20 protein-coding genes are annotated in these 20,738 nt (G+C 68.4%); 8 read left to right on the top strand and 12 right to left on the bottom strand.

Features of this window, described 5'->3' with window-relative positions:
* Positions 1-121: 121 nt before the first annotated feature.
* Positions 122-1,879 carry a GGDEF domain-containing protein gene (locus ABS88_RS15445; protein ID WP_286750092.1) on the bottom strand — a complete coding sequence of 586 codons (1,758 nt, stop codon included), beginning with the start codon at positions 1,877-1,879 and terminating at the stop codon, positions 122-124.
* Between the two features lie 137 nt (positions 1,880-2,016).
* Here ABS88_RS15445 and ABS88_RS15440 point away from each other — a divergent pair, with 137 nt between their 5' ends.
* The 4 genes from ABS88_RS15440 to ABS88_RS15425 all read left to right on the top strand — a co-directional run bounded on the left by ABS88_RS15440 (position 2,017) and on the right by ABS88_RS15425 (position 6,586).
* Positions 2,017-2,994 carry a glucokinase gene (locus ABS88_RS15440; RefSeq protein ID WP_076074906.1) on the top strand — a complete coding sequence of 326 codons (978 nt, stop codon included), beginning with the start codon at positions 2,017-2,019 and terminating at the stop codon, positions 2,992-2,994.
* An 80-nt stretch (positions 2,995-3,074) separates the two neighbouring features.
* Positions 3,075-4,013 carry a DUF808 domain-containing protein gene (locus tag ABS88_RS15435; RefSeq protein ID WP_076074909.1) on the top strand — a complete coding sequence of 313 codons (939 nt, stop codon included), beginning with the start codon at positions 3,075-3,077 and terminating at the stop codon, positions 4,011-4,013.
* A 27-nt stretch (positions 4,014-4,040) separates the two neighbouring features.
* Positions 4,041-5,354 (top strand): omega-aminotransferase AptA, encoded by a 1,314-nt coding sequence (aptA, locus tag ABS88_RS15430; RefSeq protein ID WP_076074912.1) that lies wholly within the window; start codon positions 4,041-4,043, stop codon positions 5,352-5,354.
* A gap of 152 nt (positions 5,355-5,506) precedes the next feature.
* A complete protein-coding gene (locus tag ABS88_RS15425; RefSeq protein ID WP_420894041.1) occupies positions 5,507-6,586 on the top strand; it encodes a choice-of-anchor A family protein in 1,080 nt (359 codons plus the stop codon).
* Between the two features lie 18 nt (positions 6,587-6,604).
* Here ABS88_RS15425 and ABS88_RS15420 read toward each other — a convergent pair whose 3' ends face one another.
* The gene (locus tag ABS88_RS15420; protein WP_104959731.1) at positions 6,605-7,837 is read right to left on the bottom strand and encodes a sensor histidine kinase; all 1,233 of its coding nucleotides are present in this window, start codon (positions 7,835-7,837) and stop codon (positions 6,605-6,607) included.
* Positions 7,838-7,985: 148 nt separating this feature from the next.
* Here ABS88_RS15420 and ABS88_RS15415 point away from each other — a divergent pair, with 148 nt between their 5' ends.
* On the top strand, positions 7,986-8,402 hold the full coding sequence (locus ABS88_RS15415) for a hypothetical protein (protein ID WP_067183003.1): 417 nt from the start codon (positions 7,986-7,988) through the stop codon (positions 8,400-8,402).
* Between the two features lie 58 nt (positions 8,403-8,460).
* The gene (locus tag ABS88_RS15410) at positions 8,461-9,462 is read left to right on the top strand and encodes a fumarylacetoacetate hydrolase family protein (RefSeq protein WP_286750091.1); all 1,002 of its coding nucleotides are present in this window, start codon (positions 8,461-8,463) and stop codon (positions 9,460-9,462) included.
* Positions 9,463-9,500: 38 nt separating this feature from the next.
* Here ABS88_RS15410 and ABS88_RS15405 read toward each other — a convergent pair whose 3' ends face one another.
* From ABS88_RS15405 to ABS88_RS15375, 7 genes are read right to left on the bottom strand one after another with little or no spacing between them, the layout of a single operon-like run.
* On the bottom strand, positions 9,501-10,541 hold the full coding sequence (locus tag ABS88_RS15405; protein ID WP_104959730.1) for a type II secretion system F family protein: 1,041 nt from the start codon (positions 10,539-10,541) through the stop codon (positions 9,501-9,503).
* Between the two features lie 13 nt (positions 10,542-10,554).
* Positions 10,555-11,523, bottom strand: a complete 969-nt coding sequence (locus tag ABS88_RS15400) for a type II secretion system F family protein (RefSeq protein ID WP_067109097.1) — start codon at positions 11,521-11,523, stop codon at positions 10,555-10,557.
* Between the two features lie 60 nt (positions 11,524-11,583).
* On the bottom strand, positions 11,584-12,873 hold the full coding sequence (locus tag ABS88_RS15395; RefSeq protein WP_286750090.1) for a CpaE/TadZ family protein: 1,290 nt from the start codon (positions 12,871-12,873) through the stop codon (positions 11,584-11,586).
* Complete coding sequence (locus tag ABS88_RS15390) at positions 12,870-13,514, bottom strand: CpaD family pilus assembly protein (RefSeq protein WP_067109103.1); 645 nt, start codon at positions 13,512-13,514, stop codon at positions 12,870-12,872. The genes ABS88_RS15395 and ABS88_RS15390 overlap by 4 nt, the downstream gene beginning before the upstream one ends.
* 26 nt (positions 13,515-13,540) lie before the next feature.
* Positions 13,541-15,010 carry a type II and III secretion system protein family protein gene (locus tag ABS88_RS15385; RefSeq protein WP_067109107.1) on the bottom strand — a complete coding sequence of 490 codons (1,470 nt, stop codon included), beginning with the start codon at positions 15,008-15,010 and terminating at the stop codon, positions 13,541-13,543.
* Between the two features lies 1 nt (position 15,011).
* Positions 15,012-16,052, bottom strand: a complete 1,041-nt coding sequence (gene cpaB, locus ABS88_RS15380; protein ID WP_104959729.1) for a Flp pilus assembly protein CpaB — start codon at positions 16,050-16,052, stop codon at positions 15,012-15,014.
* Between the two features lie 48 nt (positions 16,053-16,100).
* Entirely contained in the window at positions 16,101-16,589 is a 489-nt protein-coding gene (locus ABS88_RS15375) for an A24 family peptidase (RefSeq protein WP_067109112.1), read from the bottom strand.
* 109 nt (positions 16,590-16,698) lie between these two features.
* Here ABS88_RS15375 and ABS88_RS15370 point away from each other — a divergent pair, with 109 nt between their 5' ends.
* Both ABS88_RS15370 and ABS88_RS15365 read left to right on the top strand, forming a co-directional pair.
* Positions 16,699-17,829, top strand: a complete 1,131-nt coding sequence (locus tag ABS88_RS15370) for an NAD(P)/FAD-dependent oxidoreductase (protein WP_076077746.1) — start codon at positions 16,699-16,701, stop codon at positions 17,827-17,829.
* A gap of 88 nt (positions 17,830-17,917) precedes the next feature.
* Complete coding sequence (locus ABS88_RS15365; RefSeq protein WP_076074922.1) at positions 17,918-18,094, top strand: YegP family protein; 177 nt, start codon at positions 17,918-17,920, stop codon at positions 18,092-18,094.
* 31 nt (positions 18,095-18,125) lie between these two features.
* Here ABS88_RS15365 and rnhA read toward each other — a convergent pair whose 3' ends face one another.
* The 3 genes from rnhA to ispH are packed head-to-tail and all read right to left on the bottom strand — an operon-like array spanning position 18,126 to position 20,519.
* Positions 18,126-18,578: a ribonuclease HI gene (gene rnhA, locus ABS88_RS15360; protein ID WP_076074924.1), complete on the bottom strand. Its 453-nt coding sequence runs from the start codon at positions 18,576-18,578 to the stop codon at positions 18,126-18,128.
* A complete protein-coding gene (thrB, locus tag ABS88_RS15355) occupies positions 18,575-19,534 on the bottom strand; it encodes a homoserine kinase (protein WP_076074927.1) in 960 nt (319 codons plus the stop codon). Before thrB ends, rnhA begins: the two co-directional genes overlap by 4 nt.
* Before the next feature lie 13 nt (positions 19,535-19,547).
* On the bottom strand, positions 19,548-20,519 hold the full coding sequence (gene ispH, locus ABS88_RS15350; RefSeq protein ID WP_076074929.1) for a 4-hydroxy-3-methylbut-2-enyl diphosphate reductase: 972 nt from the start codon (positions 20,517-20,519) through the stop codon (positions 19,548-19,550).
* Positions 20,520-20,738: the final 219 nt, after the last annotated feature.

Genomic DNA, 20,738 nt, shown 5'->3' with positions numbered 1-20,738 from the left:
GGGACCCAGTGCGGTGGAACGCAGACCCTGATTTCATCCGCTCTGGGCTCCCGCCTTCGCGGGAGCACGTGGTTTTGTTTTGCGAAAAAAACTGAATCCCGACAGGCCATAGCCCAGCGCCTCAGCCCAGCGGCACGGCCTCGCGGTCGGGCAGGTCGGGCTTCGGTCCGCCGCTTTCGGTATGGCGCTGCAGCACCACCTGGTCGCGCCCTGCGTGCTTCGCTTCATAGAGCGCGTCGTCGGCGATCTTGTACAGCCGCTGGAAATCGCAGGCGGGACGGACCTCGGCGACGCCGATGCTGGCGGTGACGGTCCGGTCGCCCAAGGACGCGCTATGGTCGCAGGCGGCGATCTCCCGCCGGACGCTCTCGGCGAAGCGGTCGAGCGCTATGCCCTCCATCCCGATCGTCAGCAGGCCGAATTCCTCGCCGCCGAGGCGCGCGACGGTGCAGATCGAACCTTCCCATCGCGCGATCCGGCGCGCGATCCGGCACAGCACCACATCGCCGATATCGTGGCCATGGACGTCGTTGATCGACTTGAAGCGGTCGATGTCGACCAGCAGCAGCGCCGCCGGCAGGTCGTCCGCGCGCGCGCGGTCGAGCAGCGGCGTCACGCTTTCGATGAACCCGCGGCGGTTGGGAAGGCCGGTCAGCGGGTCGCGGCGCGCCAGTTCGCGCGCCTGCGCCTCGGCCGCGCGTGCGTGATCGCGCTCGATCCGCAGCGAGGCCAGCCGGCGGGTCGCGGCGGCGGACAGCCACAGCGCCTGCCAGGTGGCGGCGAGCAGCACGGCCAGCTTGGAGCCGCCGCCCCAGAAGCCGTTCTCGACATCGACGAGGTGAATGAAGGCGAGCACCGCCATCGGCAGGCACCAGGCAGCGGCGAAATCGCGCGCCTCGATCGAACCGCGCCGCCAGCCCCAGCCAAGGCAGATCGCGACGGCGGCGAGGTTGGCGAGGATGGCGAGGCCCAGCACCTCGCCCCAATAGCCGAGGTCGCCGGACTGCATCAGCGCGAGCGGTATGCCCGCCAGTCCGACGCCGGCCCCGAGCGCCAGCGTTGCCCGGCGCAGCGCGGCGGGAACGCCGCTGCGGTCGAGCGCCGTCACCGCGCTCGCGGTGGCGACCGCGATCGCGAGGCAGGCGAGGAAAGTGCAGAGTTGGGCCGAGACGGTGCCCGCCATGAAGGGGAGCAGCGCCAGATGAATCTGCGACCACAGCGTTCCCCACAAGAGCATCGTTGCCGCCCACGCGGCTTGCCAGGCGAGATATTGGCGCCGTACCGCGACGGCGAGCGACAGGCTGTAGATGCCGCTGACGAGCAGGAGCATCAGCGCGGCGCCGGTCGCCGCCGCCATGCCCGCGGCCTGCATACTGCTCTGGTCGCGCGACAGGATATGGGCGCGCACCAGGTCGTGGGCGGCGAGCCGGTCGAAGCGCATCGTGATCGCCGTCACCGACGCGGGGCGGTCCGGTGCCTCGAACACGATCTGCCCGCCCGCCCGCCAATGCGAACCATAATCGCCCTGCCGGACCTGCTGCCAGCGCACCGCGCCGTCGGCATAGGAAAAGGCGACCGCGAGCCGGTCGAAGCGCGAATGATGCACCATCAGCGCGACCGAACGCTGCCCGCTGGCCCATTGCCGCTGGTCGGACCGCAGCCACAAGCTGTCGTGCTGATACCCCGCCGGCGTCCCGCTGCACGAAAAGCGAAGCGTCGACAGGCTGGCGTCCGCCGATTCGATCGGGCTGACGGCATGGCAGAGCGATTGGTTGAGCCGAAGCACCTCCGCGCTCGCGGGCGCGGCGCCGCACAGCGCGGCGAGCGCCGCCACCGCGAGCAGCAGCCGGGCGCAAGCGCGAATCGAAAGGTCCGTCATCGCCTCCATCGCGAACCCTATGGCATCAATGTCTTGGGAAAGCTTTACCAACGGAACGCATGTTGCGTCGACGGGCGTCGTGCGCCATCGCGGATCGCGATCCGCCGCCGGCCGGGCAAGCGAGGACAGGACAAGGGATGACCGAACGCATCGTCGCGATCGATATCGGGGGCACGCACGCGCGCTTCGCGATCGCGGCGATTGCCGCCGGCCGCGTCGTTTCGCTGGGGGAGGCGGTGACGCTGCGCACCGCGGATCATGCGGGGCTGGAGGCCGCGTGGCAGGCGTACGCGCGCCAACTGGCCGAACCGCCGCCCCGCAGCGCCGCGATCGCCGTCGCGGCGCCGACGCAGGGCGACATCCTGCGCTTCACCAACAATCGCTGGACGATCGGGCGCGATCGAATCGGGGCCGACCTGGGCCTCGATCATTGCCTGTTGCTCAACGACTTCGAAGCGATCGGCCATGCCGTCGGCCAGGCGGGGGAATCCTGGTTCGAACCGCTCGCCGGGCCGGATATTCCGCTTCCTGCGCGCGGCACGATCAGCGTCATCGGCCCCGGCACCGGCCTTGGCGCCGCCTATCTGTGGCGCGACGGCGACGCCTGTCGCGTGCAGGAGGCGCAGGGCGGTCATATCGGCTTCGCGCCCTGCGATGCCGTCGAGGATGCCATCCTCGCGCATTTGCGCCAAAGATACGGCCGCGTCTCGGTCGAGCGCGTCGTGGCGGGGCCAGCCATCGTCGGCATCTATGAAGTGCTCGCCGCGCTCGACGGGCGCGCCGTTCCGCCGCTCGACGACCATGCGCTGTGGGCACGCGCGCTCGGCGCGGAAGACGATCTCGCGGTCGCCGCGGCGGATCGTTTCTGCGCGATGCTCGGCAGCGTCGCGGGCGATCTCGCGCTGGCGCATGGCGCCGGTGGGGTGGTCGTGGCGGGCGGTCTCGGCCTGCGCATCCGCGACCGGCTCGTCCGTTCGGACTTTTCCGGGCGTTTCGCCGACAAGGGGCGGTTTGCCGGGATCATGGCGGCGATCCCGGTCAAGCTGATCACCCATCCGCAGCCGGGGCTGTTCGGCGCCGCCGCTGCTTTCGCGCGCCGCCATGCCGGCGATTAGCGGCGATAAGGCAAAGGCTTGTCGAAGCGTCCCCTTCTTCTTTACACCGCCAGCACACCCATCGAAGGAACCAGACGTCCATGCCATCCGGCCTCTTTGCACTGCTCGACGACGTCGCCACCATCACCAAGGTTGCGGCGGCGAGCATCGACGATGTCGGCGCCGCGGCGTCGAAGGCGGGAGTGAAGGCGGCGGGCGTGGTGGTCGACGATACGGCGGTGACGCCGCGCTACGTCACCGGCTTCACCCCCGATCGCGAATTGCCGATCATCTGGCGGATCACCAAGGGATCGCTGTTCAACAAGCTGGTGCTGATCCTGCCGGTTCTGCTGCTCCTGTCGACCTTCGCGGAGTGGGCGATCACGCCGCTGCTGATGCTGGGCGGCAGCTATCTGTGTTTCGAAGGCGCGGAAAAGCTGCTTCATGCGTTGCGGAAGGATAGGACCAGCCTCGACGAGGACGCGGCGATCGTCGCGGACGCGGATCACGAAGAACGGATGGTGAAGGGGGCGGTGCGCACCGACTTCATCCTGTCGGCGGAGATCATGGTGATCGCGCTCAACGAGGTGCTCGACGAACATCTCGCGATGCGCGCCGCGACGCTGGCGATCGTCGCCATCGCGATCACCATCGCCGTCTATGGCGTCGTCGGGCTGATCGTGAAGATGGACGACATCGGACTGCACATGGCGCGAAACGGCGGCGCGGCGAGGCGGGCGATCGGGCGCGGGCTGGTGACGCTGATGCCCCGGCTGCTCGCCGCCCTTGCGACGATCGGCACCGCGGCGATGCTGTGGGTCGGCGGCCAGATCGTGCTGCACGGGCTCGATGAATATGGTCTTGGCGCGATCGGCCATGCGCTCCATGATGGCGCGCATGCCGTCGCGGGCGGCCTTCCGGCGGCGGGCGTATGGGAATGGCTGATCAACGCGGCGGGAGCGGGCCTGTTCGGGGTGCTGCTCGGCGGCGCGATCGCCGGGGCGCTGCACTTCGTTCCGGGCAAGCGGGCGGAGCACTGACGGCAAAAGGCGAAAGGCGGCTGGGCGATGCAAGGCGACAATGACGGACTGGCATCCTTCTGGATGCCCTTTACCGCGAACCGCGCCTACAAGGCGCACCCGCGCCAGATCGTCTCGGCGAGCGGCATGCATTACCAGAGCGGCGACGGGCGGACGATCCTAGACGGCACCGCGGGGCTGTGGTGCAGCAACGCCGGACACTGCCGGACCGAAATCGCCGCGGCGATGGCCCGGGCCGCCGCGACACTCGATTTCGCACCGACCTTTCAACTCGGCCACCCCGCCGCCTTCGAACTGGCGCAGCGGCTGGCCGCGCTGATGCCGCCGGGGCTCGACCGCATCTTCTTCACCAACAGCGGTTCGGAATCGGTCGACACCGCGCTCAAGATCGCGCTCGCGGTGCAGCGGGCGCGGGGGCAGGGGACACGCACCCGGCTGATCGGGCGCGAGCGCGGCTACCATGGCGTCGGCTTCGGCGGCATCAGCGTGGGCGGCATCGTCGGCAACCGGCGTGCCTTCGCCCTGCTGCCCGGCGCCGATCATCTGCGCCACACGCACGACCCCGCGCGCAACGCCTTTTCGCGCGGTTTCCCGCCGCATGGCGCCGAACTGGCCGACGACCTCCAGCGTCTCGTCGACCTGCATGGAGCGGAAACGATCGCGGCGGTGATCGTCGAGCCGATGGCAGGGTCGACCGGCGTCCTCGTCCCGCCCGTCGGCTATCTCGAACGGCTGCGCACGATCTGCGACCGCAACGGCATCCTGCTGATCTTCGACGAGGTGATCACCGCCTTCGGGCGCGTCGGCGCGGCGACCGCGGCGCAGGCGTGGGGCGTGACCCCCGACATACTGACGATGGCGAAGGGGCTGACCAACGCCGCCGTCCCGATGGGTGCGGTCGCGGTGAAGCGCGAGTTGCATGACGCGGTGATCGAAAGCGCGCCCGGCGGCATCGAACTGGCCCATGGCTATACCTATTCGGGCCATCCGCTCGCCTGCGCGGCCGGGCTGGCGGCGCTCGACCTCTATGCGCGCGAGGGATTGTTCGAACGGGCCGCCGAACTGGCGCCCTATTGGGAGGCGGCGGCGCACGGCCTGCGGGGGCGCCGTCATATCGTCGACATCCGCACCATCGGCCTTGTCGCGGGCATCGAACTCGAACCGCGCCCCGGCGCGCCGACTGCGCGCGCGATGGAACTGTTCCACCGCGCCTTCGACGCCGGCCTGCTGGTCCGCGCGACCGGCGACATCATCGCGCTGTCGCCGCCGCTGATCGTCGAGAAGGCGCAGATCGACCAGATGTTCGGGATGCTCGGCGAACTGCTCGACACCATCGCCTGAAATCGGCGCGATATCGTGAATTTACCACGCCTTGCGGTCCGCGCCTCGACCCTGTTCCGGATTGGGACAGCACTGCGATAGGCAAGGCGCGTGAAATCGGCTAAGGGCCTCGCCGCATTCGGCAAATTCCCTTTTCCAGACAGGTTTTCAGAGTGTCCATTGCCTTTCGGCCGCTCGTCGCGACGGCTATTTTCGCGGCATCGCTGGCGGTTTCGCCCGCGCTTGCGCAATCCTCGTCACCCATCACCGGCCTCGACGCCCTGCGCGAGTGGAATCTTGTCGTTCTCGGCAATCTCGAATCCTCGTCAGAGGTTGAGGGGCGGACCTTCGTCGGCGGCAACCTGTCGGGGAATTCGTCCAACTATGCGATCCGCCCGCTGGCGCAATCGACGTCGGGCCAGCCCGGCCTGACCGTCGTCGGCGACGTCAATGGCGGTCACAAGAATCTGAACAACGGTTCGGGCGCGGTCGTCGGCGGCAATGTGAACAGCGGCTTCAACCTCAACGGCGCGGCGCAGACGGTGAAGGTCGGCGGGACGATCAGCAACACCAACGTCAATCAGAACAAGGTGTTGTCCGGCCTCGGCAACAGCGATCCGGCCTTCGTGGTCGGCCTGCAGCAGCAGAAGGAACAGCTCGTCTCCAGCCTCGACCGGCTGTCGTTCGACATGGGGACGCTGACATCGAACAGCCAGTTCGCCGTCCAGGGCAATCGCGGCGTCTTCACGGCAAAGCCGAATGCCGACGGGCTGGCGGTATTCGAGATCAGCTCGGCCGACCTCGACAAGATCGGCGAAATCCAGTTCGCTCTCAACGGTGCCGAAACGGTCGTCGTCAATGTGAGCGGCCGCAACATCCTGCTCAACGACAATTTCATCGGCGGCACCAACAACCTGGGCGAGCATGTGATCTGGAACTTCCCCGATGCCGAGAATATCCGCGTGACGACCGCGTGGGGCGGTTCGATCCTCGCGCCGTCCGCGGATGCGGAAACCGGGAACTACATCCAGGGCTCGGCGGTCTTCGGCAATCTGAAGCAGAATGGCGAGATGCATATCGGCACCTACAAGGGCGGGAATATCGGCACGCCGGGGGGCGGGTCGTCCTCGGGCGGGTCGAGTTCGGGCGGCGATCCGGTTCCGATCCCCGAACCGGGCCTGTGGGGCCTGTTCGCGCTGGGCGTCGGCGGCCTGATCTATGCCCGCCGGTTTCGGCGCCGCCGCGACGGCTGACGACCGCCCCGAAGCGTTTCAGGCGGCGAGCGGAAAGACGACCGACACGCGCGTACCCTTGCCGGGCTCGCTCGCGATGTCGAGCTGGCCGCGATGGCGCTCGGCGATGTGCTTGACGATCGCGAGCCCGAGCCCGGTGCCGCCCACCGAGCGGCTGCGCGCCTCGTCGACGCGGTAGAAGCGCTCGGTCAGGCGGGGCAGGTGGTCGGGCGCGATGCCGTCGCCCTCATCGCTGACCAACAGGCGCACCCGGTCGGCTTCCTCGGGGATCAGCTCGACCGTTACCGGCGTGCCCGCGCGGCCGTATTTCAGCGCATTGGAAATGATGTTGTGCACGAGCTGCGCCAGCTGCGCCTCGTCGCCGAGCACCGGCACCGCGGTGTCGCCGGGCAAGGCAACGATGTCTTTGGGGCGCGCTTCCTCGCTGTCCTGCAATTGCGCGATCGTCGTCCGCACGATCGCTGCAAGATCGACCGGCGTCGTCGGGCGGCGAAACCGGTCGGCCTCGACCCGCGAGATCGACAGCAGGTCGATGACGAGCTGTTGCATCCGCCGCGCCTCGCGTTCGATGATCGACAGGAAACGGCGGCGCGTCGGCACGTCGGTTTCGCCGGTCAGGTCGTGCAGCGTCTCGACATAGCCGAGGATCGCCGCGAGCGGAGTGCGCAGTTCGTGGCTCGCGTTGGCGACGAAGTCGGACCGCATGCGATCGGCGGCGTCGATCGCCGACCGGTCGGACAGGAAGATGATACGGTCGCCCCCCGACAATTCGGCGATCCGGAGCGTCCAACGCTGGCCCGATCGGGGAAAATCGACAAGGTCGATCGGCGATGGCGGGCTTGCGCCGTCCGCCGCCGCCAGCCCTTCGGTCGCGGCGGGATGGCGGATCGCGGTCCGGATGTCGGCGCCGACGATATGCCGGCCCAGCAGCCGGACCGCCGCGTCGTTGGCGATGGTGACGACATTGTCGGCGGTTCCGATCAGCGGCTCGCGCTCCTGGTCGGCCCAGCGGGCGAAATCGGGGTGCCGCAACAGCGACGGCGGCGGTGCTTCGGGTTCGGGCGCGCCCGTTCCCCCGTCGAAGTCGGGCGGGGCCCCCGGCACTGCGGCATGGACGATGGCGGCGGCGGCGGCGCCCGCGGCGGCCAGAAGCGTGATGGTCAGGGCATCGCCCCCGGCCAGTCCGGCGAAGATCGCCGCGACGGCGACCAGCGTCAACGCGATGACGAGGCTGGACAGGCGGTCGAACATCGGCACAGCGCCTCGCACGAAGCGCAGGCGCCCGCAAGGCCGTTTGCGCCGGTTACGCTTGCGCCGACCCCTGTCCCAAAGCGGGATGCCGGATGCGGGGGCCGGTCTTTTGCTTTTCCTCCCGCTCCCTATGGGGTAGGGGCAGAGTATGGAAAACAGCGAGATTCCGGGCCACGAGCCGGCAGATGGCGCCGATGAGGCCGTTCCGACGCGCCGCCGGATGCTGGCGCTCGGCGCTGCGGGCGTCTCCGCCGCGCTGACGATCCGTCCCGCCTTTGCGCAGACCGCCGTGTCGGTGATGAATTGCGAGATACCGGTTCCCGGCCCGACCGGCGCCGGTCGCTATATCGATCCCAACGGCAAGCTCGTCCCGCCGGGGACGAAGGGCGCTTTTCCGGGATCGCCGCGCCCCTTCACGGGTGAACAGGTCAAGCGCGCCTTCCGCGGCCAGACGCTGCCCGGCGCGACCTACGACCAGTCGCAGGCCTATCTGCAATATATCCGGCGCTTGCAGGCGGGACAGAGCGGCTTTACCTGTTTCGCATCCATCCAGATGCCGCGCTGATCGTCGCTTGCCCTGTGGGCGATGATGCTTCGGCCGCATCGCAGACAAAGGGACCGATGTGAAACTCGCTTCGCTCAAAGCCGGCCGCGACGGCCGACTGGTCGTCGTTTCGGACGATCTTGCCTGGTATGCGGACGCCGGAGCGATCGCGCCGACGCTGCAGGCGGCGCTCGACGACTGGGCGGAAGCGGCGCCGCGCCTGAAGGCGCTGGCCGACGACGTCAATCACGAAGCGATCCCGCGCGAACGGTTCCATGAACGCGACGCCGCCTCGCCGTTGCCGCGCGCCTATCAATGGGCCGACGGCAGCGCCTATGTGAACCATGTCGCGCTCGTCCGCCAGGCGCGCGGGGCAGAGATGCCCGAAAGCTTCTGGCACGACCCGCTGATGTATCAGGGCGGCAGCGACGCCTTCCTCGCCCCGCGCGACCCGATCCCGCTCGGCGACCCCGCATGGGGCTGCGACATGGAGGCGGAGGTGGTCGTCGTGACCGGCGACGTGCCCGCCGGCATCGACGCGCAGGCGGCGCGCGACAGGATCCTGCTCGTCGGTCTGACCAACGACGTTTCGCTGCGCGGACTGATCCCGCCCGAACTCGCCAAGGGGTTCGGCTTCTTCCAGTCGAAGCCATCGAGCGCGATGTCGCCGGTGTTCGTGACGCCCGATGCGCTCGGCGACCGCTGGCGCGACGGCAAGCTGCACGGCACGCTGTGCGTCGACCTCAACGGCCAGCCGCTCGGCCGCGCCGATGCCGGGGTCGACATGACCTTCGATTTCGGCCGGCTGATCGCCCATGCGGCGCGGACGCGCCATCTGGGCGCCGGGACGATCATCGGGTCGGGAACGGTTTCGAACCGCGATGCCGACGGCGGTCCGGGCAAGCCGATCGCTGAGGGCGGGCTGGGCTACAGCTGTCTTGCCGAGGTGCGGACGGTGGAAACCATCCGCGCCGGCGCGCCGGCGACGCCCTTCATGCGGAAGGGCGACACGGTCCGCATCTGGATGGACGACGAGCGCCACCACAGCATCTTCGGCGCGATCGAGCAGACGGTCGCCTGACCGCCGGGGAAGCGGGCGGGCGCGGGCCCGCCCCGCTTTCAGCTTCCGCCGCCCATCGCGCCGGCGAGCGCGTCCTTGAGCGAGCAGGCCGCCGGACCCAGGATCACGATGAACAGGCACGGCAGGATGAACAGGATCAGCGGCACCGTCATGATCGCGGGCAGGCGCGCGGCCTTTTCCTCGGCGCGCATCATGCGCTCGTTGCGGAATTCCGCCGACAGGACGCGCAGCGCGCTGGCCAGCGGGGTGCCGTATTTCTCGGTCTGGATCATGGTCGTGACCACGCCCTTCACCGCTTCCAGATTGACGCGATAGGCCAGATTCTCGAACGCCTGACGACGCTCGGTCAGGAAGCCGAGCTCGATCGAGGTCAGCGCGAATTCCTCGCCCAGTTCGGGATAGGCGCGGCCGAGCTCGCGCGACACGCGCGAGAAGGCGGCGTCGACGGTCAGGCCGGCCTCGGCGCAGATCACGAGCAGGTCGAGCGCGTCGGGAAGCCCCTTGCGGATCGCGTCGGTGCGCTTCTGGCGCTTGTTCTGCACGAACAGGTCGGGCGCCTTGTAGCCGAGGATCAATGCCGCCATGGTAAAGCCCGAACGCTTCATCGGCGTCATATCGGGCCACATGTCGATGCCATAGATCAGGAAGGCCGCCAGGCCGCCGAGCAGGATCGGCAGCACCAGCCGCCCGAAGATGACAGCGACGGCGAGGTCCTTGGAGCGGATGCCGGCCTGCGCCAGCTTCTGCTGCACATCCTTGATCTGCTCTTCCTGAAGCACCTGCAGCTTGCCGAGGAAGGTCCGCATCCGGTCGGCGGTCTGGTTCTTGCGGACCAGCCGCGCGCGGCGCTTCGCGGTCGATGCGGTGATCCCGGCCTTGAGCTGTTCGCGGCGTTCGTTGAGCGCCTTGACGCGCTTCGCCATCGGATCGCGCACGGTCAGCGCGCCATAAATGGCGACGAGCACCGCGAGCACGCCGACGACGGCGAGCATGGTCGCCGCCCAGACGACATCGACGCCCAGAAGCGTCGGGCCCGGCTGGGCTCCGGTGAAGGCGGTGAGGAGGAGGCTGCTGGTCATCGGGTCGGCGTCCTCAAATCTCGAAACTGATCATGCGCGACATGATGAAGGCGCCCAGGCTCATCCAGATCAGCCCGCCCATCCCGGCGATCATCAGCCGCTCCTCGTGGAAGAATCCGCTCAGATATTCGGGGTTCATCATCCAGACGATACCGAACACGAAGAAGGGCAGCGAGCCGACGATATAGGCGGAGGCCTTGGCTTCCGACGACATGGCGCGGATCTTGAGCTTCATCTGCGCGCGCTTGCGCAGCACGTCGGACAGGTTGCCCAGCGTTTCGGCCAGATTGCCGCCGGTCTCGCGCTGGATCGCGATCGTGATGCAGAAGAACTGGAATTCGGGCGTGCCGAGCATGTCGGCCGATTCCTGCAGCGCGGCCTCCATCGTGTTGCCGATGCGGATGCGCTCGATGATTCCGCGGAATTCCTCGCCCACCGGACCGGGCAGTTCCTGGCTGACGACCTGAAAGGTCTCGGTGACCGGCAGGCCCGACCGCAACCCGCGCACCAGCAGGTCGATCGCATCGGGAAAGCGGGTGGTGAACTGGGTCACGCGTTTCTTGATCAGGCGGCCGACGATCATATAGGGCAGGCCGATCCCCGCCAGCAGGCCGAACAGGATCGCCAGCATGAACGGCGCGCGCATGATCAGCATCAGCGCCGCCACGACGACGAACAGGATCATCGTCGCGAACATATATTGGGTGATGTTCCACGTCTTGCCGGTCCGGCGCAGGCGCAGTTCCATCTGCTCGCGGCGCGGCATCAGGCTCGACAGCCGGTTGCTCCCGGCACTCGACGCCTGGATCGTCTTGCGCATCTGCGCCGCGACCACCGCCTCGGTCGAGGCCGCGTGCCGATCCTTCACCGATGCCAGCCGCCGCGACTTGGCTTTCCCGGCCGAGGGGCCGCCCAGCAGGACGACAAGCGCCGCGAAAGCCAGAAAGGCGGTGGCGATGATGAGGATCACTGGCAGGTTCATGGTCGGATTCATCCGGTTGAGGGGTGTCGCGACGGCCGCCGAAGCGGCCGCTTCACCCCCTTATTTTGCGCCCTTTTTCGCCATCAGATTGCCGATGCCGCCCAGCTTGCCGAGCAGCGATCCGCTGGCCGCGTCCTTCGCGCCGCCCTTCGCGGCCGGCGCCGCGACCTCCTCGCCGTCGCCGTCGGCGCCGTCGAGGATCAGGCGCATCAGATTGGTCCACGCCTGCGCGCCCTTGGCGCCCTTGCAGATTTCCGCATAGGACTTGCCGAGCTTTGCGGCCTGGCTGACCAGCTTCGGATCGAAGGGGATGACGATGTCGATCGACCGCTCGATCGACGATTCGAATTCCTTGCGCGACAGTTCGCCGATCGCGCTCTGGAACTTGTTCGCGACCAGGATCACCCGCGCCGCGGGGATGTTCTGCTTGAACCAGGACAGCAGGCGGATCGTGTCGCGCGCCGAGGCGAGCGTCACGTCGCTGACCAGCAGGATCGTCCCGGCTTCCGACACCAGGTGCGGGAAGGGGATCAGCACGTGCCGCGGGATGTCGACGATCGTCATCTCGAAGGCGCCGCGCAATTCCTCCTCGAGCTGGAAGAACGCCGACCCGTCGGTCATCACCGGCTGGTGGATCGGCGCCTCGGCCGACAGCAGGCTCAGCTTGTCCGACGCGCGCACCATCGCGCGCTCGATGAACAGGCCGTCGATGCGGCTCGGATTGTCGATCGCGTCGATCAGGCCGCGCCCCGGCTCGAGGTCGAGCGTCAGCGCGCCGGTGCCGAAATGGACGTCGAGGTCGAGCAGCGCGGTCTGGCGGCCGGCCTGCTCGCTCATCACCCAGGCGAGCGAGGTGGATACCAGCGACGCGCCGACGCCGCCGCGCACCCCGACCACCGCCGTCATGTGGTGCGGCTTGTCGTCGTGCACGTCGCCATGCTTGGGCGCGGTCAGCATCGCCTGCGCCATCGCCAGCGATTCGCGGACCTGATCGAGCGACAGCGGCTTCAGCAGATAGTCCTGGATGCCGCTCGACAGCAGGTCGCGATACAGGCGGACGTCGTTGACCTGCCCGGCGGCGATCACCACCGTTCCGGGCTCGCACACTTCGGCCAGCGCGTTGATGTCGTTGATCGGATCGCCCGATTCGGACATGTCGACGAACAGGATGTTCGGGCTTGCCGACACCGACAGCGACTGCACCGCGTTGCGCAGGCCGCCCTTGTTGCACTTCTCGATCGGCCAGCCCATGTCGCCCGCGGCGACGCGGATCAGCTCCAGCGTATCGTCGTCGCAGACGAAGGCGTTGAACGGGTCGCGCAGCCCCGCGGCTTTGAAGGGAGCGTTCACTTGGCACCTCCGTTGCTGGTCGACTGACCGCGCAGTTCGCCCGCGCCGGTCTGCGGCTTCTCGCGATAGGTCTTGATCGCCTTGGTCGCGGCGGCCGGGTCGCTGCGGTCGTTCGACGCGCCCTTGATCAGGTCGTTCGGGTCGGCGACCATCGCGGCGAGATTGCTGTTGGTCGCGCAGCCATAGTTGGACGAGGTCGCGTTGGTCGGGTTGATCGAATAGTTGCTCGCCCAGTCGGGACAGCCCGGAACATGCGCGCTCGCCCGCGTGATCACGACGCGCAGATGGCCGGGGGCGACCGATCCTTCGGTCACCGGGGCCTCTCGGCTCAGCAGCAGCCCGCGCTTCTCGACGATCGAGCGCACCGTGGCCTGCGCCGCCGCGGCGCCATAGGTCGAGGAATCCTCGACCGCGATGCGGTCGCCATAACGCGCGCCCATCGCGTCGAGCCAGCCTTCGAGGCGGCCCTGCTCGCTGGGCGGCAGATCGCCGTTCGTCGCCGCGACGTCGAAATGATAGGTGGCGTTGCGCACCAGCGGCTGGTGGACCGATTCGAGGCTGCGGTTGCTGTAGGCCGAGCCGGTGCATCCGGCCAGCGCGGTCGCCAGTCCCAGGGCGGTCAGAGTTGCGATCTTCTTCATCACTTTAGCTCCTGAAAACCAGCGCCTTACTTGCTGAGGCTGAAACCGGGCGAAACGTCGCCGCTGCCGCGCGGGCGGGTGGCGTCGCCGGGCGCGCCGTCGAGCTGCGGCTTGGGACGGTCGCCGCCGGTGACGCCGTCGCTCGATTTGCCGAGCAGCAGCCGCGACGCGTCGTCGGAAACGCGGAAGGCGTCGGTCGGCAGCTTGATCTCGTTCGCCGAAACCGGGTTCACCAGATAGGGGGTGACGACGATCACCAGCTCGGTTTCGCCGCGGCGGAAGCTGTCCGACTTGAACAGGCTGCCCAGGATCGGCACGTCGCCGAGGCCGGGAACCTTGTCGATCGCGCCGACCGAACGATTGTTCATCAGTCCCGCGATCATGAAGCTTTCGCCCGAACCCAGTTCGACGGTCGTTTCGGCACGACGCACGGTGAGCGCCGGAACCTGGAACCCGTCGAGTTCGATCGCGCCGTCGGTCGTCAGTTCGGATACTTCCGGCCGCACGCGCAGGCTGATCCGGCCGTTCGACAGCACGGTCGGCGTGTAGGCGAGGCTGACGCCATATTTGCGATATTCGATCGTCGTTCCGGCGAAGTTGCCGGGGATCGGAACCGGATATTCGCCGCCCGCCAGGAAGTCGGCGGTCTCGCCGGAAATCGCGGTCAGATTGGGCTGGGCGAGCGTGGCGACCATCCCCGAGCGTTCGCCGAGGTCGAGCGAAGCGATCAGGTCGACGCCGAACAGCCGTCCGGCGGCCGCCAGGCTGTTGATGCCGGTGGGCGTCTCGACCGTGTAGCTGGTCGATCCGTCGGGATTGGTGGTGATCGTGCCGGCCTTGCGCCCCCTGAACACGCCGCCCAGGAAGCCGCCCGTCATGTCGCGCGTCAGCAGGTTGCCGCTCATCTCCTTGACCAGCGAGCGGTTCACTTCGGCGATCCGCACCTGCAGATTGACCTGCAGCGGCGTCGCCGTGCGCAGGCGCGACAGCACCTTGGTCTGTTCGCCGACGAACGCCTGCACCAGCCGTTCGGCCTCCGCCGCGTCGTCGGGCGACTGGACGGTGCCGGTCAGCAGGACGAAGCCGTTCATCGTGTTCGCCGCGATCTTCGCGTCGGGCATCGCCAGCGTCAGCATCTGGTCGATCGTCTCGATATTGTTGCCGACCCGCGCAACCGTCGAATAGACGACGCGGCCGCCGGCGTCGGTCGCATAGATGCTCGTCTCGCCCGGCGCCTTGCCGAAGATGTAGAGCTGGCGGTTCGACCGCACCTGCACGTCGGCGACCTTGTCGTCGGCGACGAAGACGTCGGCCATCGGGGCGGGCAGGTTGATCAGGCGCCCGCGGCCGACCGACAGGTCGATGCTGCTGCTGGCATTCTGCGTCGCCTGCGCGGTTGCGGGCTGCGACGGGGCGGCGGCCAGGGTTGCCGCGACTAGGCCGACGGCCAGGGTACGGGCGAGCGCCGCTGCCTTGAAATTGGCTTTGCTGTTCATCTTACTTACCCCCAACCGGAACTTCGGTGGTCTTGTCGCCGCGCGTCACGCGGACGACAGGGCCCCGCGGTGCGGCCTGAGCCGTGCCCCCGTATGCCGCTGCCGGCGTGTCCGCCATCGACTGCTGCTGCGGCTGGCGCGGCGCCGTGACACGACCCCGGACCGGCACCCAGAAGCGCGAGACGTCGCCGCCGGTGGTGGCCGACGAGCGGCTGGCGGTCGGACGCGCGGCGGCTTCGGCCAGCATCTTGCGTTCGGCGACGGTGCCGCCCTTGGCCGGCACGTCGATCTCGCCCGACGCGATCGCCGATTCGAGGTCGCCGGTGCTTTCGGCCAGCGGACGCAGCGCCAGCGACAGCCGGCCCATGTTCTGGGCGACGGCGATCTTCTCCGCGATCTCGGGCGTCGCCTCGAGCGTCACCGAACCGAAGGTGCGGACCGGCGTCTTGCCCGTCTCGTCCTCGGCATCGTAGCGCTGGTCGGTCGCGAGGACGCGCACGTTGCGCACGATCGTTTCCGCGGTGAAGAGCTGGTCGTCGGGATAGGCGCTGCCTTCCTTGACCGAAATCTCCTGCGACAGCAGCACGTCGACGCGGTCGCCCGGAAAGACGAAGCCGGCGACGCCCTGTTCCTGCGACACCTTCACCGTGACGGCGCGCATGCCCGGGCCGAGCGCCGCGGCCAGGAAGCCGCGGTCGTCGGGGTGGACGAGCGCGCCCTGCGTCAGCGGCTGGCCCGCGGTGATCGGATAGCGCACCACGGTGCCGACCAGCGTGTTGACGTCGGTCTTGTCCTTCAGGAAATAGGCCTTCTCGACCAGTTCGGTCGGCCACGGCTGAAAACGGAAGCTGTCGGGGCCGATGATCGTGCCCACCGGCAGTTGCCGCGTTGCGACCAGGATCATCGGGCCGGAAATTTCCGGGGCCGCCGCCGCACGGGCGGGCGGGGTCGAAGACCCGCGCATCATCAGATTGACTCCGAACGCCGCACTGACCGCAATGACCAGCGCGCCGACGATCAGCATAATCTTTCGCATATCCATGACGATTTTTCGCCCTCCTGCACCCACCAGAAACGGCTGTGCCTACCCTCAGGCCGATCCGATAAACTGAAACTGGTTAAGATAGTGTTGGTGAAGCGCCCAAAGTCCGGCCGCCGCGATCGCGACCCCATAGGGGACCTCGACCGGCTTGCCCGACGGGCGCAGCTTGATGTGAACGAGCATGATCGCGGACAGCAGGCCGCCGCCCAGTGCCATGACGGTCAGCATGGGAACGAACAGCGGCAACGGAATCCACAGCATCACCGCGCCGATCATCTTGACGTCGCCGCCGCCCATCGCGCCGATGGCGAACAGCCCGGCGAACAGCAGGAATACCGCGAAGGCGGCGCCGAACTGGATCGGAATGTCGGGCCACAGCGACAGGCCGCTCGCGATCCAGAAGGGAATGGCGAGCAGCGCGATCGTGCCGTTCAGCCCGTTCGAGATCGACCGCGACCGCAGGTCGCTGACCGCGGCGGCGATCATCAGCGCGGCGAGCAATGCCATCAGGCCAAAAGCGATCGAGCTACGGTCCATGGCCCCGTCCCTTAAGCATGATGGCTTACCAAAGCGTAACCATGTGCAGAGCTGCGGTTCATTGGGCCCGCCGCTTGCATTCCGCCGTCCAGCCGATATGCGCGGCTGCATGACCGCTGCTTTCCCTTCCGCAACCGATGTTCTCATCGTCGGGGCAGGCATGGCGGGAAGCGGGCTGGCGGCGGCGCTCGCGCCCCATCGCCGGGTGCTGATGATCGAGGCGGAGGACGCGCCCGGCTATCATGCGACGGGGCGGTCGGCGGCCTTCTGGCAGCAAAGCTACGGCGGGCCGGACGTCCAGCCGCTCACCGCCGCCTCGTTCGACGCGCTCGCGCATCCCGACCCGGCTTTTTCGGACCGGCCGTTCCTGCTGCCGCGCTCGTCGCTGATCGTCGGCCGCGCGGAAGAGGCGGCGATGGTCGATGCGTTCATCGCTACCTTCGCCGCGCGCGGCGTCGATGTCGCGCCGCTGGAGGCCACCGAACTCGCGGCGCGGGTGCCGGGCCTGCGCGCCGGGTGGACCGCGGCCGCGTCCGAGCCGTCGTGCCGCGACATCGATGTCGCGGCGCTGCATGCGGCGTGCCTGCGCGCGGCGCGGCGGGGCGGGGCGATGCTGGCGACGCGCGCGCCGCTGATCGCCGCGCGCCGCGAAGCGGGCGGCTGGACGGTCGAGACCGGGCGGGGGACCGTGCGCGCCGCGGTGATCGTCAATGCCGCCGGGGCGTGGGCGGACCGCGTCGCGGCCGCCTGCGGCGCGGCGCCGATGGGCATCCGGCCCTATCGCCGCACCATGGCGCAGGTCCGGCTGGGCGCACCGGTTCCGGCCGCGCTGCCGCTGATCGTCCATGTCGGCGGCGATTTCTATTTCAAGGGCGCGGGCGAGGGACGCATCTGGCTGAGCCCGCACGACGAAACGCCGTCGCCCCCCGGCGACGCCGCGCCCGAGGATATCGACGTCGCGCTCGCGATCGCGCGATTGCAGGCGGTGGTCGACTGGCCGGTCGCGGCGGTCGAGCGCAAATGGGCCGGCCTGCGCAGCTTCGCGCCCGATCGCCTGCCGGTCTTCGGGGCCGACCTGCATGTTTCCGGTTTCGTCTGGTGCGCGGGGCAGGGCGGTTTCGGCATCCAGACCGCGCCCGCGATCAGCGCCCTGCTCGCCGCCGAACTCGGCGCGCCGATGCCGGGTGGAGCGATCGGCGCGATCGATCCCGCCGCCTTTTCGCCCGCGCGCTTCGGCTGACCGCAACGCGCCCTTGCAACGCGAAACGGGCGGCTTACCATGGCCTGGCCGCCGCGAGCCGGCGGCACCCCGAAACGCGGAGGACCCGATGGCGCATTATTTCGAGATCAAGAAGAACAAGAAGGGCGAGTTCGTCGCCTATTTCAAATATAACAGCGAGCCGATCTTCTGGACCGAAGGCTATACCAGCAAGGCCTCGGCCAAAAATGCGATCGAGTCGATCCTGAAGAACGGCCCGGGCGCCGAGGTCCGCGAGGCCGAATAGGGACGCCGGACAAGGGCGGGCGCGCGGGCGTTCAGCGCGCCCGCGCGACCTCCAGCGCCGCGTCGCTCGCCAGCCGGTCGGCCAGTTCATTGTCACCGTGCCCGGCGTGGCCCTTGACCCACAGCCATTCGATGCGATGGCGTTTCGCCTCGCTCAGCAGCCTTTGCCACAGGTCGGCATTGGCGACGGGTTTCTTCGCGGCGGTCTTCCAGCCGTTCTTCTGCCAGCCGTGCACCCATTTGGTGATGCCGTCGCGCACATAGACGCTGTCGGTCGACAGCTCGATGTCGCAGCTTCGCTTGAGCGCGGCGAGCGCCTCGATCGCGGCCATCAGCTCCATGCGGTTGTTCGTCGTATCGGGTTCGCTGCCCGACAGCGTCTTCACCGCGTCGCCCCAGCGCAGCACCGCGCCCCAGCCGCCGGGCCCGGGATTGCCCTTGCATGCGCCGTCGGTGGCGATGACGACCGTCCGCGTGTCGTTCATGCCGCGAACAGCGCCGCGGCGTCATGCGCCTGATAGCGGCGCAGGCGGGCGAGGAGCGGGGCCGGGTCCTTGCGGGTGACCAGCGCGTCGGCGGGGGTATGGACCCAGTCGTGCGCGCGGGTCAGCAGGAAGCGCAGCGCCGCGCCGCGCGCGAGCAGCGGCAGCGCCGCGACCTCGGCGTCGGTCAGCGCGATCTCGCGGGCATAGCCGCGCATCAGCGCCTGCGCGCGCGCCGGGTCGCAATGGCGGCCGTCGTCGGAGAATGTCCATGAGGCATGCGTGACCGCAAGGTCATAGGCGCGGACATCGCTCGCCGCGAAATAGAAGTCGATCAACCCCGTCACCCGGTCGCCCAGCATCAGCACATTGTCGGGAAACAGGTCGGCATGGATCACATGCGCGGGCAGATCGCCCGGCCAGTGGGCATCGAGGAAAGCGAGTTCGGCGTCGACCAGATCCTGCAAGCCCGAAATCACCGCGTCGAGGTCGCCGGTCGCCTCGGCGATGGCGCGCCAGTGGCGATGGCCCATGCTGTTCTCGCGCCCGCCGGGGAAGCTGGCGGCCGCGCGGTGCATCGCGCCGAGCGCCGCGCCGACCGCCTCGCACTGGCTCGGCATCGGATGGCTCGGCGAGATGCCGGGCAGGAACTGGATGATGCATGCCGCGCGGTCCGAAATCCGCTGGATCGCCTCGCCGTCGCGGTCGCGGATCATCGCCGGAACCGGGCAGCCGTGATCGGCAAGATGGCCGAGCAGGTCGACGAAGAAGGGCAGGTCGCCCGCCTGCACCCGCTTTTCATAGAGGGTCAGGATGAAACGGCCGTCGGTCGTCTCGATCAGGAAATTGCTGTTCTCGACCCCTTCGGCGATGCCCTTGCACGACACGACGGTGCCAATGGCGTAGCGGGCGACGAGCGCGGCGAGGTCGTCGGGGTCGACGTGCGTGTAAACGGCCATCGGGCTTTGATCCTTATGCCGCCGGTTCGAGCCCGCGGGGCAGCTTGAACACCATATTCTCCTCCGCCGACACGATCGTCTGCTCGGCGATCGGACGGTGGGCGGCCACGGCGTCGATGACTTCGCGGACCAGCGTTTCGGGCGCGCTGGCGCCGGCGGTGATTCCCAGCGTGGCGATGTCGGCCAGCCACGCGGGGTCGATGTCCACCCCGCGCTGGATCAGGTGCGCCGGGGTGCCGAGCCGTTCGGCGACCTCGACGAGCCGCAGGCTGTTCGAACTGTTCGGGGCGCCGATCACGATCACCCGGTCGCAACGCGGCGCGATCGCCTTCACCGCGTCCTGCCGGTTCGACGTCGCATAGCAGATATCCTCGCCGCGCGGACCCTGGATCGACGGAAAACGGTGGCGCAGCGCGGCGACGACGCTGGCGGTATCGTCGACCGACAGCGTCGTCTGGGTCAGGAAGGCCAGCTTGTCGGGATCGGGCGGCGTCAGCGTCGCGACGTCGTCGACCGATTCCACCAGCGTCATTGCGCCTTCGGGAAGCTGTCCCAGCGTGCCGATCACCTCGGGATGGCCGGCGTGGCCGATGAAGATGATGTGGCGCCCCGCCTCGTTCGCGCGCTCGGCCTGACGGTGGACCTTGGACACCAGCGGACAGGTGGCGTCGATATAGTCGAGCCCGCGCGCCTCGGCCTTCGCGGGCACCGCCTTGGGAACGCCGTGGGCGCTGAACACCACCGGCACGCCGTCGGGAACCTGGCTCAGCGATTCGACGAAGATCGCGCCCTTCGCCTTCAGCGCGTCGACGACATAGCGGTTGTGGACGATCTCGTGCCGGACATAGACGGGCGCGCCATAGCGTTCGATCGCCAGTTCGACGATGCGGATCGCGCGGTCGACGCCGGCGCAGAAACCGTGCGGAGCGGCGACCAGAACGGTCAGTTCGGTACGGCCCGGCGTCAGGGGGGAAAGGGCGTTCATGGTGCGCGCGCTCTAGCGCAGCAGGCGCCATGCGGTAAAGCTCCCCGTTGCGCCGCGTTCATCGCACCGATAAGAAGCGGCGCGCATAGAGCATTCTCTAGGGTCAGGACCCATGAATTGCGCGTTCGAGGTTTGAAGCGATTTTGCTCAGGGCGAGGAGGAAAGGCGTAGGAATATGAATATATTTCAAGACTTTTCGACGAAGCCATGGGCAAAATC

The sequence above is a fragment of the Sphingopyxis sp. SCN 67-31 genome (assembly GCF_001725095.1).
The sequence above is the reverse complement of the archived record's forward strand: the minus strand, read 5'-3'. Positions and strand labels throughout refer to the sequence as shown.